The organism is Microbacterium sp. SORGH_AS_0421 (genome assembly GCF_030818635.1).
In the GTDB taxonomy this organism is placed as follows: Bacteria; Actinomycetota; Actinomycetes; order Actinomycetales; family Microbacteriaceae; genus Microbacterium.
Map to the genome: position 1 here is coordinate 2,164,020 of NZ_JAUTAO010000001.1, position 14,161 is coordinate 2,178,180.

Annotated in this window: 10 protein-coding genes; 8 read left to right on the forward strand and 2 right to left on the reverse strand. The window is 69.3% G+C overall.

From position 1 onward, the window contains the following. Nucleotides 1-2: 2 nt before the first annotated feature. Entirely contained in the window at nt 3-812 is an 810-nt protein-coding gene (locus QE416_RS10310) for a DUF1206 domain-containing protein (RefSeq protein ID WP_307315899.1), read from the reverse strand. Between the two features lie 178 nt (nt 813-990). On the opposite strand from QE416_RS10310, the gene QE416_RS10315 reads away from it, so the two are divergent. From QE416_RS10315 to QE416_RS10330, 4 genes are all read left to right on the forward strand, one after another. Continuing rightward, entirely contained in the window at nt 991-3,486 is a 2,496-nt protein-coding gene (locus tag QE416_RS10315) for a glycogen/starch/alpha-glucan phosphorylase (protein ID WP_267786567.1), read from the forward strand. 138 nt (nt 3,487-3,624) lie between these two features. Continuing rightward, nucleotides 3,625-4,227, forward strand: coding sequence for an HD domain-containing protein (locus tag QE416_RS10320; protein WP_307315902.1), 603 nt, complete (start codon nt 3,625-3,627; stop codon nt 4,225-4,227). Between the two features lie 80 nt (nt 4,228-4,307). Further along, entirely contained in the window at nt 4,308-5,771 is a 1,464-nt protein-coding gene (locus tag QE416_RS10325) for a GH32 C-terminal domain-containing protein (RefSeq protein ID WP_307315905.1), read from the forward strand. A gap of 136 nt (nt 5,772-5,907) precedes the next feature. Then, nucleotides 5,908-7,923: a sucrose-specific PTS transporter subunit IIBC gene (locus tag QE416_RS10330; RefSeq protein ID WP_307315908.1), complete on the forward strand. Its 2,016-nt coding sequence runs from the start codon at nt 5,908-5,910 to the stop codon at nt 7,921-7,923. 92 nt (nt 7,924-8,015) lie between these two features. Here the strand turns inward: QE416_RS10330 and QE416_RS10335 are convergent, their stop codons facing one another. Continuing rightward, nucleotides 8,016-9,026, reverse strand: a complete 1,011-nt coding sequence (locus QE416_RS10335; RefSeq protein WP_307315911.1) for a LacI family DNA-binding transcriptional regulator — start codon at nt 9,024-9,026, stop codon at nt 8,016-8,018. Between the two features lie 286 nt (nt 9,027-9,312). On the opposite strand from QE416_RS10335, the gene nusA reads away from it, so the two are divergent. The 4 genes from nusA to rbfA all read left to right on the forward strand — a co-directional run bounded on the left by nusA (nt 9,313) and on the right by rbfA (nt 14,140). After that, nucleotides 9,313-10,302 (forward strand): transcription termination factor NusA, encoded by a 990-nt coding sequence (gene nusA / locus QE416_RS10340; RefSeq protein ID WP_267786572.1) that lies wholly within the window; start codon nt 9,313-9,315, stop codon nt 10,300-10,302. Between the two features lie 34 nt (nt 10,303-10,336). Next, nucleotides 10,337-10,588: a YlxR family protein gene (locus QE416_RS10345; protein ID WP_210071930.1), complete on the forward strand. Its 252-nt coding sequence runs from the start codon at nt 10,337-10,339 to the stop codon at nt 10,586-10,588. A gap of 93 nt (nt 10,589-10,681) precedes the next feature. Beyond that, nucleotides 10,682-13,489 (forward strand): translation initiation factor IF-2, encoded by a 2,808-nt coding sequence (gene infB, locus QE416_RS10350; RefSeq protein ID WP_267786573.1) that lies wholly within the window; start codon nt 10,682-10,684, stop codon nt 13,487-13,489. A 171-nt stretch (nt 13,490-13,660) separates the two neighbouring features. Beyond that, nucleotides 13,661-14,140, forward strand: coding sequence for a 30S ribosome-binding factor RbfA (rbfA, locus tag QE416_RS10355; protein WP_210071928.1), 480 nt, complete (start codon nt 13,661-13,663; stop codon nt 14,138-14,140). Nucleotides 14,141-14,161: the final 21 nt, after the last annotated feature.

Here is a 14,161-nt window from a genome sequence, read left to right on the forward strand (position 1 = left end):
GGTCAGGCGTCGAGGCGGGCGTACCGGGCACGGAACACCGTGAACGCTCCGTAGGCGAGGAACCCGAGGCCGACGAGCGACGCCAGAACGGGGCCGGCCGGAAGAGCGACGACGGCCGAGGTCGCCCCGTCCAGACCGCCCGCGGTGTCGGGCTCGACGGTGATGGCGGCGACGACCACGAGGACGCCCACGACGATGAGCGCCACGCCCTTTGCCGCGAAGCCGACGACTCCGAGCGCGCTGAGCGCGAAGCCGGCGGGGCCGTCGGGCGTGCGCACCTTCGAGTGGAACGACCGACGCAGTCCCATCCAGACGAACCCGATGCCGACACTGGCGACCGCGAGGCCCACGGCCCCGAGCACGAACCCGCCGACGGGCCACGTCAGCACGGCCTCGCTGAGACTCTCGGCCGCCTGTTCGGCGTGCGGACGGGCACCGAGGGCGACGGATGCCGACACCAGGCCGACGGCGACGAAGATCAGGCCCTGCGGCGCCTCGGTCGCGATCCGCCCGATGCGGCGCCACACCGTGAGGCGTCGAGGTGCGAAAGCCTGCAGGAGGTGCCATGCACCCAGGGTGACGAGGCCGATCGCGAGGGCCCACAGCGTGGCCGCACCCAGGGGTACGGCGGCGAGGGCGCGAAACGCGCCGGTCTGATCGCTGTCCTCTCGCGCTCCGAAACCGACCGCGATCACCAGCCCGCCGATCAGGAGATGCAGGATGCCGTTGGCCGCGTACCCGGCGCGGGCGATGACACGGAATGCCGGGTTGGCCTCGGCCTCGCGGGCGGCGCTGCGGGCGGAGGAGGGCACCACGGAACCGTATGCCGATTCCTGGGCGAGCGACAATCCGGGTGCGCGCCCGGGGTCCGGCATCCGTTCAACTCGTGCGGCTTCTCGGGTCGATAAGTGTGCGGCGAACGGGTGAAGATCGTGTGTCGGTGCCGTTGCCCCATTGGCGGGAGGGGGCGGTTCTGATTACGGTCGGAAGGTGCCCGAGAACACCCCAGAGCTGCGCCCCACCCACCCGCTCGCCATCGCGCCCGTCGTCGCCCCCGCGGCGTCCGTCGACGGCTTCGCGAAACAGTTCCTCCAGAACCTGAATTTCGACCAGGGCGTGACCCTGTCGACCTCCGACGTGAACGACCAGTACCTCGCCCTCGCCTACACGGTGCGCGACTACCTCATGGCGCGATGGTTCGACGATCGGGCACAGCAGAAGACGCAGCAGGCGAAGACCGTCTGCTACCTCTCGGCCGAGTACCTGCTGGGCCGGCAGCTCGACAACAACCTCCTCGCGGCGCGTCTGACCGACATCGCCACCGAGGCCCTCGCGCAGTGCGGCATCGACATCGACGACCTCCGCCAGGTCGAGATCGAACCAGGGCTCGGCAACGGCGGCCTCGGGCGCCTCGCCGCCTGCTTCATCGACTCGCTCGCCACCATGAGCGTGCCCACCATCGGCTACGGCATCCGCTACGAGTACGGCATCTTCCGTCAGACCTTCGCCGATGGTCAGCAGATCGAGCAGCCCGACGCCTGGCTGCGCATGGGGTCGCCCTGGGATTTCGCCCACCCCGAGGCCGCGCAGACCATCTCGTTCGCCGGCACCACCGAAACCTACGACGACGAGGGTGTCGAGCGCACCCGCTGGGTACCCGAGTGGAACGTCCTCGCGGTGCCGTACAACATGATGGTCCCGGGCTACCACAACGGTCGCGTGAACACCCTGCGCCTGTGGCGCGCGGTGGCGACGAACGCGTTCGACCTGCACACCTTCAACTCCGGCGACTACGTCGAGTCGGTGCGCGCGCAGACCTTCGCCGAGAACATCTCGAAGGTGCTCTACCCCGAGGACTCCACGCCCCAGGGCAAGGAACTCCGCCTGCAGCAGCAGTACTTCTTCGTCGCGGCATCCATCGCCGACTTCATCGAGAACGTCCTGCCCGAGGACTTCGACCTGGAGCGTCTGCCCGAGCGCGTGATCTTCCAGCTCAACGACACGCACCCGGTCATCGGGGTGCCCGAGCTGATGCGCGTCCTCGTCGACGAGAAGCATCTCGAGTGGGATGCCGCGTGGGCCATCACTCAGAAGTGCTTCGCGTACACGTGCCACACCCTGCTGCCCGAAGCACTCGAGGTCTGGTCGGTTGACCTGCTCGGTCGCCTGCTGCCCCGCCACCTCGAGATCATCTACCGCATCAACGACGAGTTCCTGCTCGAGGTGCGAGAGCGCTTCGGCGACGACGAGATGCTCATCCGCAGCATGTCGATCATCGGCGAGCACCCCTACCGCTCGGTGCGCATGGCCTACCTGGCCACGGTGGCCGGCTCGAAGGTCAACGGCGTCGCCGAACTGCACTCGCAGCTGCTGCGCGACAACGTGCTGAAAGACTTCGCCGCCATGTGGCCCGACAAGTTCACGAACGTCACCAACGGCGTCACGCCCCGTCGCTTCCTGCGCCTGGCGAACCCCGACCTCTCGGCGCTCATCACCGAGGCCCTCGGCGCTGGCTGGACGGTCGACCTCGAGCGACTCCGGGGACTCGAGGCCCTGGCCGACGACGCGGACTTCCGCGAGCGGTTCGCCGCGGTGAAGGCGTCGAACAAGCGTCGCCTCAGCCGCGTGCTCGAAGCCCGCGGGGAGGCCGCCCTCGACGACGGTCACATGCTCGACGTCATGATCAAGCGTCTGCACGAGTACAAGCGTCAGACGCTGAAGGTGCTGCACATCGTCAGCACCTACGAGGGCATCGTGTCGGGCCGCCTCGACGTCGCCGACGTACAGGCGCGGACGTTCCTGTTCGGAGCGAAGGCCGCCCCCGGCTACGGCATGGCCAAGCGCATCATCCACCTCATCAACGCCGTCGGTGAGGTCGTCAGCGCCGACGAGCGCGTGCAGGGCAAGCTCAAGGTGCTCTACCCGGCGAACTACAACGTCACCCTCGCCGAGAGCATCATCCCCGCCGCCGACCTGTCGGAGCAGATCTCTCTCGCCGGCAAGGAGGCCTCGGGAACGGGCAACATGAAGCTCGCCCTGAACGGTGCCCTCACCATCGGTACCGACGACGGAGCGAACGTCGAGATCCGGGGGCTCGTCGGCGACGACAACTTCTTCCTGTTCGGAATGAGCGAGCCCGAGGTCGAGGCCCTGTGGGCCGAGGGTTACCGCCCCGCCGACTTCTACCAGAAGGACGAGCGCCTGCGCAGCGCGATCGACCTGATCGCCTCGGGCGCGTTCTCGGGCGGCGACCGCACGGTCTTCGAACCGCTCGTGTCGAACCTGCTGTACGAAGACCGGTTCATGGCGCTCGCCGACTTCTCGGCGTACCTCGACGCCCAGGACCGCGTCGACGCCGCCTACGCAGACCAGGACGGCTGGGTGCGCTCGGCCATCCTCAACGTCGCGCGCAGCGGCTATTTCTCGTCCGACCGCGCGATGCGCGACTACCTCGATCGCATCTGGCACGCCACCCCGGTGCAGTGATCGCTTCCGGATGCCGCGACCTCGAGGCCGCGGCATCCGGAGCGCTCTGGCAGGAAGACGTCGGCGGGTGACCGTGGCGGCACTGCCGCGCGGAGCGGGATCTTGCGAGGGTGGAGGGATCCAAACCCCGGAGGCCCCGTGCAGCTCGCAGACTTCCCCGTGCCCGATGGCTTCGCCGCGCGCGGTGCCCTCGCCCTGGCGCGGGAGTACCAGTCACCGGCGATCACCGCGCACGCCCTGCGCTCGTGGCTGTGGGCAGAGGCTTTCGCGCTGGTCGACGGGGTCGCGGGCATCGACCACGAGCTGCTCTACGTCGCAGCCGTCCTGCACGACATCGGCACGGTGACCGAGTTCGACAACCACACCCTGTCGTACGAGCACGCGGGCGGCCACGTCGGCGTCGCTCTGACCGCCGGCGCGGGGTGGGACCGCGAACGACGCGAACGCGTCCTCGACGTCATCGTGCGCCACAACTGGCCGAGCGTCGACCCCGATCTGGATGCCGAGGGCTACCTGCTCGAGACGGCGACCGCGCTCGACATCTCCGGCGCTCGTCCCGACGCGCTGCCCGCAGAGTTCGTCCGTGAGGTGCTCGCGGTGTATCCCCGTAGCTCTCTCGCAGCGGAGTTCGGCGCGTGCGTCACCGACCAGGCCGCGCGCAAGCCCGACACCGCCGCCCGGCGGCTCGTCGACGGGGGAGTGGTGCGAAAGCTCGCGGCCAACCCGCTCGAGCGGTACTGACCCGTCACGATGCGGCCTTCGCCCGGGGTGGGCGGGGGAGGCCGACATGACCGCTCACGCGAGCCGAATAGGCTGGCGCTATGGATATCGAGCGCCACGCGCGTACCCTGTCCGATCCCGACGCCCCCCTCTTCCATCTGGCGTCCCCGTACGGGCGGATCAACGATCCGAACGGTCTCATCGTGGTCGACGGCGTGGCGCACGCGTTCTACCAGTGGGGTCCGGCCTTTCCGGAACGCGGCATCGGGTGGGGCCACGCGACCTCCCGCGATCTCCTTCGATGGACCCACCACGGCATGGCCTTCGAACCGGACGCCGCGTACGACCGCGACGGATGCTATTCGGGTTCCGCGGTTCCGGCGGGGGCCGGAGCGGACCTCCTGTACACGGGGAACGTGAAGAACCCGGACGGCACGCGTGAGGCTCACCAGGTGCGGGTCCACACCGACGACTTCGTCGCTTTCGAAAAGGACCCCGCCGGTCCTTTCCTCCCAGATGCGGACCGCCCGGCGGGCTACACGGCGCACTTCCGCGACCCGATGGTCTACGGCACCGAGGGGGGCCGTCTGCGGATGTGCCTCGGCGCGCAGCGCGACGATGAGAGCGGAGCGGTGTTGCTCTACTCTGCGCCGGATGCCGAAGGCCCGTGGCGCTTCGACGGCGAGCTGACGGTCGAGGGGCTGGATGCGGCATCCGCGGGGTACATGTGGGAGTGCCCGAACATCTTCCGTCTCACCGACCTCGAGACCGGCGTCGAGCACGACGTGCTCGTGCTGTGTCCGCAGGGGGCGACGGACGCGGACGTGAATCCGTTCGGTGTCGCCGACGTCTGCGGGTACGTGGTCGGTCACCTCGACGGTTCGCGTCTGCGCGACACGGGAGGGTTCCGTCTGCTCGACGCGGGGTTCGAGTTCTACGCCCCGCAGGTCTTCGCGGCCCGCGGCGATGCCGACGACGCACTCCTGCTGGCCTGGGCGGGCATGCCCGCCCAAGACGATCAGCCCTCGCGGGCGCACGGCTGGGTGCACACGCTCTCGGCACCCCGCAGCCTGACCCTGCGCGGCGGTGTGCTGCACCAGCGTCTCGCCCCGGCCCGCGCCGACTTCGGTGCGACGACCGCGGTGCCCGCGGCGACGCTGAGCGACGGCGAGAGCGTGGGTCTTCTCGCTCCGGGCGACGCATCCGCGAGCTGGACGAGCCTGCGTCTGCGCGTCGACACCGGTGCATCGGCGCGGATCCTCATCGGTCCCGAGGCATCCCCGGTGACCGTCGATCTGGATGCGACCTCGCTCACGGTCGATCGCTCGGCCACCCGTTACCGCGTCGGCGGTGCACGTCGTGAGGTCGCGCTGCCCGCACCCGGGGCCCACGAGCGAGTCATCGAGCTGCTCGTGGACCGCTCGATCGTCGAGATCATCGTCGACGGCACGACGGCCTTCACCGCCCGGACGTTCTTCGCCGAGGGACCCGTCTCGGTGTCGTTGAGCGCGCGCGGCGGTGAGGTGGCGGTTCTATCGGGAGAGTCGTCGCCCTACAGCCCCTGACCCCCGTCATCCGCCGACGTCTGCTCGGGTGGGAAAGCGGTTTTTGCTGTGGTGCATTCGCGCGGCATACTGTGTCAAACGTTTGACAGCATTGTCACTCGGCCTCTCACCCTGTCTCCGACTTCCAGGACTCCCGATGCAGCACGATGTTGTCGCCCGCTCCGTTCTCACCGCTCTCGGCGGGTCCGAGAACATCCAGGCAGCCGCGCACTGCGCGACGCGGTTGCGCATCGTCACCGTCGACAAGACGCGCATCGACCAGTCCGCGCTCGACGCCGACCCGAATGTGAAGGGGACGTTCGAGGCGGGAGGGCAGTTCCAGATCATCATCGGACCCGGTGACGTCGACAAGGTCTATGACGAACTGGTGGCGCTCTCGGGGGTGCGCGCCGCCACCAAAGACGAGGTCAAGCAGGTCGCCGGCCAGAGCGGCAACGTCGTGGTGCGCTTCATCAAGATGCTCTCCGACATCTTCGTGCCCGTGCTTCCCGCCTTGATCGCCGGCGGTCTGCTGATGGCGCTCAACAACGTGCTCACTGCGCCTGGCCTGTTCGGACCCGAGGCGGTCACGACGACCCTCCCGTGGCTGGCGGACCCCGCCGCCCTCATCAACCTGCTCGCCTCCGCGGCGTTCGCCTTCCTCCCGGTGCTCGTCGCCTTCTCGGCCGGTCAGCGTTTCGGGGCCAACCCCTTCCTGTCCGCGGCGCTCGGTGCCGCGATGGTCATGCCCTCGCTGGTCAACGGGTACGCCGTGTCGGAGGCCATGGCCGACGGCACGATGACCTACTGGAACATCCTCGGCATGGACGTCGCCCAGGCCGGCTACCAGGGCACCGTCATCCCGGTCCTCGCCGTGGTGTATCTGCTGTCGGTGTGCGAGAAGCTGCTCCGACGCGTGCTGAAGGGAACCTTCGACTTCCTCTTCACCCCCATGATCTCGCTCCTCGTGGTCGGGGTCGCGACCTTCGTCGCGGTCGGCCCGGCCATGCGGTGGGTGAGCGATGCCATCACGTTCGGGCTGTCGTGGGTGTACGAGAGCTTCGGCTTCCTCGGCGGTGCGCTCTTCGGCCTCGTCTACTCGCCCATCGTCGTCACGGGCCTTCACCAGAGCTTCCCCGCGGTCGAACTGAGCCTGATCGCCCAGGGCGGGTCGTTCATGTTCGCGATCGCGGCGATGGCGAACATCGCGCAGGGAGCGGCGTGCCTCGCGGTGTTCTTCCTGGTCCGGCGCGGGTCCAAGCTGCGCGCGATGGCGGGCGCGTCGAGCACCTCCGCCCTGCTCGGCATCACGGAGCCGGCGATCTTCGGCGTGAACCTGCGCCTGCAGTTCCCCTTCTTCATCGGAATGGGAGCCGCAGCCGTCGCCGGCGGTTTCATCAGCGCCCTCGGCGTGAAGGCCATCTCCCTCGGTGCGGCCGGCGTCATCGGATTCGTGTCCATCCAGCCGTCCTCGATCCCGCAGTTCGCGCTGTGCGCGCTCATCAGCTTCGTTCTGGCCTTCGTCGCCACCCTCGTCTACGGTCGCTGGCGCATCGCCCGCGGTAAGCCGCTGGACCCGACGGAGGGCGTCGCCCCGCTGGATGAGCCGACGGATGCCGACACCTCGACGTCCGACGTCGCGGAGGTCGCCACCGACACCGTGGCCGCCGCCGCGGCATCCGATGCCGACGCTGTCCGTCTGGACATCGTCTCGCCCGTCCGCGGCCGCCTGATCCCGCTCTCCGAGGTCCCCGACCCGATGTTCTCCGGCGGCGTGCTCGGCGGCGGCGCCGCGGTGCTGCCCAGCGACGGTGATGTCACCGCCCCGGTGGCCGGAGTGCTCACCGCGGTCTTCCCGACGGGTCACGCCTACGGCATCACGACCGACGACGGCGTCGAGGTCCTCGTCCACATCGGCATCGACACCGTCAACCTGAAGGGCGCCCACTTCACTGCCCTCGTCGCCGCAGGGGAGCGCGTCGAGGTCGGCACCCCGCTCGCCCGCGTCGATTGGTCCGCCGTCCGCGCGGCCGGGTACGACGTCACGACTCCGATCGTCGTCACCAACTCCGACGACTTCGAGGTCGACGCGGTCATCACCTCGGCCGACGTCGAGGCCGGCACCCCCGTGTTCCAGGTGCTCCGCGGCGCGGTGGAGGCCCCCACGGCCTGAGCCGAGAAGTGCGAGCCCGCGGGGACGGCGAACCCCCGCGGGCGCTCGCGGGATCGGACGGCGGGAGTCGCCGCCTCACCCGCGCGGCAGACTCACCGGGCCGGTCGGTCCGCAGGGGCGTCGTACCCGCGCACCGTCGATCCGCGGCGCAGCGACACAGGAAGCACCGTCTCCGCCGGGAGATCGGCCGCGGGCTCGTCGATGCGCCGAAGCAGGAGTCGCACGCACTCGGCTGCCAACTGCTCGATCGGCTGGAGCACGGTGGTCAAGGTCGGGGCGAGGTGTCGCACGGTCGCGGAGCCGTCGTACCCGATGACCCCGAATTCCGTCGGGACGGGGATTGCGCGGGATCGCGCCCATTCCACCGCCATCAGGGCACTGACGTCGTCGGTGCAGAACGCCGCGTCGTACTCGCCCCCGTCGAGGGTCTCCTCGATGAGGGCGCGCCGTTCGTCCAGGCTCGAGCTGAACCCGTAGGCCAGCACCGACTCGGGGAGTCCCCGTGCGGCCATGACCTCGCGATGGCCCGACCGTCGAGCGGAGCGGACGTCGTCACGCGGGCTCACGAAGAGGATGCGGCGGTAGCCGGCATCCACGAGCGTCTCCGTGGCCAGGGCGGCGCCGGCCACGTTGTCGCTGCGGACGTCGGGGATCCCCTGTCCGAGGCTCCGGTCCAGAGCCACGATCGGCAGCCCCGCCGTGCGATAGAGGTCCACGCCGTCGTTGTGGGTGGAGGTGATGACGCCGGCCACCTGGTGGGCGAGGAGTAATTCCAGCGACGCCGTCTCGCGCTCGACGCTACGCAGGCTGTCGCACAGCAGGGTGCGGTAGCCGCGATCGGCGAGCCCTGCCTCGACGGCGGCGGCGAACTCACCGAAGAACGGATCGGCCACCGTGGGCACGATCAGCCCGACGACGTGCGTGCCCCGGCCGAGCAGCGAGCGGGCGACTTCGTTGGGCCGGTAGCCGAGCTCCTCGATCGCGCGGCGCACATCGCCACGCACCCGGTCGCTGAGGTAGCCGCGATCGTTGAGGACCCGCGAGACGGTCGTCACCGAAACCCCGGCTCGAGCCGCGACATCGCTAAGAGTCGGTCGTGCCACATGCCCTCCTCGGCCCGGACCCGCCGCAGCGGTCGGGTCCCGTCGAGCCTACCCAGCAGCACGCTTCGCCCTGGTCGGTCGGCGTGCCGGCAGGCCGCGTCTTCGCGTGGTCCGGTCGCCGTGTTCCAGAGTTCTGCACGTGCTCGAACGTCCGCCCGGCCGGGAAACGGCTGTGCGACGACGGCCGTGATCCTGCGACGGTCGCAATGCTCGCGGCATCCCGGGTATCGTAGGGGGGTTGTCGGCGCCGGTCGCGTCGACGAGAGCTGAATAACGGAGGGCCCTTGTGGACATCGATCTCGCACTTCTGAAGACGATCGAACGCGAGAAGGAGATCCCCTTCGATGAACTCGCGCGCATCATCGAGCAGGCGATCCTGACCGCCTACGCCAAGCACATCTCGCCCAGCGGCGAGATCCCGACGGGCGCTCGTGCCTCCCTCGATCGCAAGACCGGTCACGTGGGCATCTTCACGCCCGTGACCGACGACGAGGGGGCCGTCATCGGCGAAGAGGAGCAGGCTCCCGACGACTTCGGTCGCATCGCGGCCTTCGCTGCCAAGCAGGTCATCAGCCAGCGTCTGCGCGACATCGCCGACGACGCCGTGCTGGGGGAGTTCAAGGGCAAAGAGGGCGACATCGTCGCCGGTGTCGTCCAGCAGGGTCCCAACCCGCGCATGGTGCACGTCGACCTCGGCACCGTCGAGGCCATCCTCCCGCCCGAAGAGCAGGTGCCCGGCGAGACCTACGCGCACGGCTCGCGACTGCGCGTCTACGTCACGAGCGTCTCCAAGGGCAACAAGGGTCCGCAGATCACCGTCTCGCGCACGCACCCGGGCCTGGTCCGAAAGCTCTTCGCCCTCGAGGTCCCCGAGATCGCCGCGGGCCTGGTCGAGATCGTCTCGCTCGCTCGCGAAGCCGGCCACCGTTCGAAGATCGCCGTGCAGGCGACCGACCCGACGGTCAACGCCAAGGGTGCCTGCATCGGCGAACTCGGCCGTCGCGTGCGCGCCGTGACCGAGGAGCTCTCGGGCGAGAAGATCGACATCATCGACTACGACGCCGAGCTTCCGCGCTTCGTCGCGAACGCGCTGTCGCCGGCCAAGGTCACCTCGTCCTTCGTCCTGGATGCCACGACCAAGGCCGTGCGCGCCCTCGTGCCGGACTACCAGCTGTCGCTGGCGATCGGCAAGGAGGGCCAGAACGCCCGCCTGGCCGCGAAGCTCACCGGCGCCAAGATCGACATCCAGCCCGACAGCATCCTCGAAGACAACTGAGGGTCCGATCGTCCCCACGATCACGAGGTGTAGAGTGGAACCCGTACGAACGTGCGTCGGATGCCGCGCACGCGCCCCCCGATCCTCGCTTCTGCGAGTGGTCACCGACGGATCGGTCCTCGTCGCAGACGAACGAGCGGTCCTTCCGGGTCGGGGAGCGTGGGTGCACGAGACGGACGCATGCGTGAGAAAAGCTCTTACGCGTCGCGCCTTCGTACGAGCATTGCGTGTGTCAGGCCCGCTTGACACGCAGACCTTCGAATCACACCTCCAGCGAAAAGGCTGAACGGCTATGGACACGAAGTGAACGGCTCGAAATGAGACCCGTCCGCAACTAGCGGTCTGCCCTGTCCGGGGTAGGCCCTCAGACAGGAGAATTGTGGCAAAACCACGCGTGCACGAGATCGCTTCCGAGCTCGGCGTCGACAGCAAGGTCGCGCTTGCGAAGCTGAAGGAGCTCGGCGAATTCGTCAAGAGCCCCTCATCCACCATCGAGCCCCCGGTGGCCCGTAAGCTCCGCGCCGCCCTCGCGGCCGAGGGCTCTTCGGCGCCGGCCGCCGGTGGATCGCCCGCCGCGCCCGCGGCGCGCCCCGGCGCCCGTCCGGGCCCCGCGCGTCCTGCGGCGACCCCCGGTGCCCGTCCCTCGGGCCCGACCCCCGGCCCCGCCAAGCCCGCGGCCCCCGCCGCTCCCGCGGCGAGCCCGGTCCCCGAGACCGCTGCCCCCGAGAAGGCCGCTCCCGCAGCGGCCGAGGCCCCGGCAGCCAAGCCCGCCGCTTCGGCGTCGACGTCCGGTGCGCCGACCCCCGGTGCCGCCGCCCCCGGCGCCGGTGCCCCCAAGCCCGGCCCGAGCGCGCCCCCGCGTCCGGGTGGAGCGCGTCCGGGCAACAACCCCTTCGCCTCCTCGCAGGGCATGGGCCAGCGTCCCGCGGGCCCCCGTCCGGGTAACAACCCCTTCGCTTCGGCGCAGGGCATGGGCCAGCGCCCGACCCCCGGCAACATCCCGCGTCCCCAGGCTCCGCGTCCCGGCGCCCCGCGTCCCGGTGCCCCGCGCCCCGGCGGTGCCGGTCGTCCCGGTGGCGGCGGTCGTCCCGGCGCTCCGTTCCAGCAGCGTCCCGGCGGTCCCGGTCGTCCCGGCGGCGCCGGTGGCGGTTTCCAGCGCCCCGGTGGCGGCGCTCCGGCCGGTGGTTTCGCCGGTCGTCCCGGTGGTGGTGGCGGCCGTGGCCGTGGTCCCGGCGGTGGTACCGCGGGTGCCTTCGGTAAGGGTGGCGGCAAGTCCAAGCAGCGTAAGTCGCGTCGGGCGAAGCGGCAGGAATTCGAGATGCGGTCGGCGCCGGTCGTCGGCGGCGTCAACGTCTCGAAGGGCAACGGCGAGATCATCCGCCTGCGCCGCGGCGCATCCATCGCCGACTTCGCGGACAAGCTCGAGGCCCTGCGCGGCTACACCGTCCAGCCCGGCACGCTCGTGACCATCCTGTTCAACCTGGGCGAGATGGCCACCGCGACCGAGTCGCTCGACGAGGCCACCTTCGAGGTGCTCGGTGCCGAGCTCGGCTACAAGATCCAGATGGTCTCGCCCGAGGACGAAGACAAGGAGCTCCTCGAGGGCTTCGGTCTCGACCTCGATGCCGAGCTCGAGGCCGAGAGCGAGGACGATCTCGAGATCCGTCCTCCCGTGGTCACCGTCATGGGTCACGTCGACCACGGTAAGACGAGACTCCTCGACGCCATCCGCCAGACCAACGTGGTCGCGGGCGAGGCCGGCGGCATCACGCAGCACATCGGTGCGTACCAGATCTGGACCGAGCACGAGGGCATCGAGCGCGCGATCACCTTCATCGACACCCCGGGTCACGAGGCGTTTACCGCCATGCGTGCTCGAGGAGCGCAGGTGACCGACATCGCGATCCTCGTGGTCGCGGCCGACGACGGCATCATGCCCCAGACGGTCGAGGCGTTGAACCACGCCCAGGCGGCGAACGTGCCGATCGTGGTCGCGGTCAACAAGGTCGACAAGCCCGACGCCAACCCGGCCAAGGTCCGCCAGCAGCTCACCGAGTACGGCCTTGTCGCCGAGGAGTACGGCGGAGACGTCATGTTCGTCGACGTGTCGGCTCGACAGAACCTCAACATCCAGGCCCTCCTGGATGCGGTCCTGCTCACCGCCGACGCCGGTCTCGACCTGACGGCCAACCCGAACAAGGCGGCCCGCGGTGTCGCGATCGAAGCGAAGCTCGACAAGGGTCGCGGTTCGGTCGCCACGGTGCTCATCCAGTCCGGAACCCTCCGCGTCGGCGACGCGATCGTCGCGGGAACGGCTTACGGCCGTGTCCGCGCGATGATGGACGAGAACGGCGAAGCGGTCGAAGAGGCCTACCCGTCGCGTCCCGTCTCGGTGCAGGGTCTGAACTCCGTGCCCCGCGCCGGCGACGTGTTCATCGTCACCGAGGAAGACCGCACCGCGCGTCAGATCGCCGAGAAGCGTGAAGCCGCCGAGCGCAACGCCCAGCTGGCCAAGGCCCGCAAGCGCATCTCGCTCGAGGACTTCACCCGTGCTCTCGAAGAGGGCAAGGTCGAGTCGCTCAACCTCATCATCAAGGGTGACGTGTCGGGTGCCGTCGAGGCGCTCGAGGAATCGCTGCTCAAGATCGAGGTCGACGACAGCGTCCAGCTGCGCATCATCCACCGCGGTGTGGGTGCGATCACCGAGTCGGACATCAACCTGGCCACGATCGACAACGCGATCGTGATCGGCTTCAACGTCCGTCCCGACACGAAGGCCCGCGAGCGTGCCGCCCGCGAGGGTGTCGACGTGCGGTTCTACTCGGTCATCTACAACGCGATCGACGACGTCGAGCAGTCGCTCAAGGGCCTGCTCAAGCCGGAGTTCGAAGAGGTGCAGTCGGGTGTCGCCGAGATCCGCGAGGTGTTCCGCTCCTCGAAGTTCGGCAACATCGCCGGTGTCATCGTGCGATCGGGAACGATCACGCGCAACGCCAAGGCTCGCGTCATCCGCGATGGTGTCGTGCTGGCGGACGGCCTGGCGATCGAGTCGCTGCGTCGCTTCAAGGACGACGTCACCGAGGTGCGTACGGACTTCGAGGCCGGTATCGGTCTGGGCAAGTTCAACGACATCCAGATCGGTGACGAGATCGAGACCACCGAAATGGTCGAGAAGCCGCGAGGCTGATCACACACCGGAGGTCGTAGCTACCGGCTACGGCCTCCGGTTTCGTGGGTCTGCGGGGGCAGAGCGGGGCCCCTACCCCGATGCTCCCGCAGACCCACGAAACCTCCGTCCTTCGCCTATGCTTCGGCATCTGGCGTGTGACGTCTGGCTTAGTGAGAGATAGGAATTGACGTGGCAGGGGAACGACAGGCGCGAGTGGCGGACCGGATCCGCGTGGTGCTCGCCGAGCGTCTCGAGAAGGGGCTGCGCGACCCGCGGCTTGGGTTCGTCACCATCACCGACGTGCGGGTCACGGGTGATCTCCAGCACGCGTCGGTGTTCTACACCGTCATGGGCGACGAGGCGCATCGCGCCGACACCGCCGCCGCGCTGAAGTCGGCGACCGGCATGCTCCGCAGCGAGGTCGGCAAGAACCTCAACACGCGGCTCACCCCGTCACTGGAGTTCATCCTCGATGGAATCCCCGAGAACGCCGACCATATCTCGGCGCTGCTGCGCGAAGCGCGCGAGCGTGACGAGTCGGTCGCGGGTCTCGCCGCCTCGGCCGCCTACGCGGGAGACGCCGATCCGTACGTCAAGCCGCGCGAAGACGAAGAGGACGACGACGACAGCGAAGACGACGTCGACGTCGAAGACGCGCCTCGCGCCTGAGCTTCGAAGCACACGGCCGGA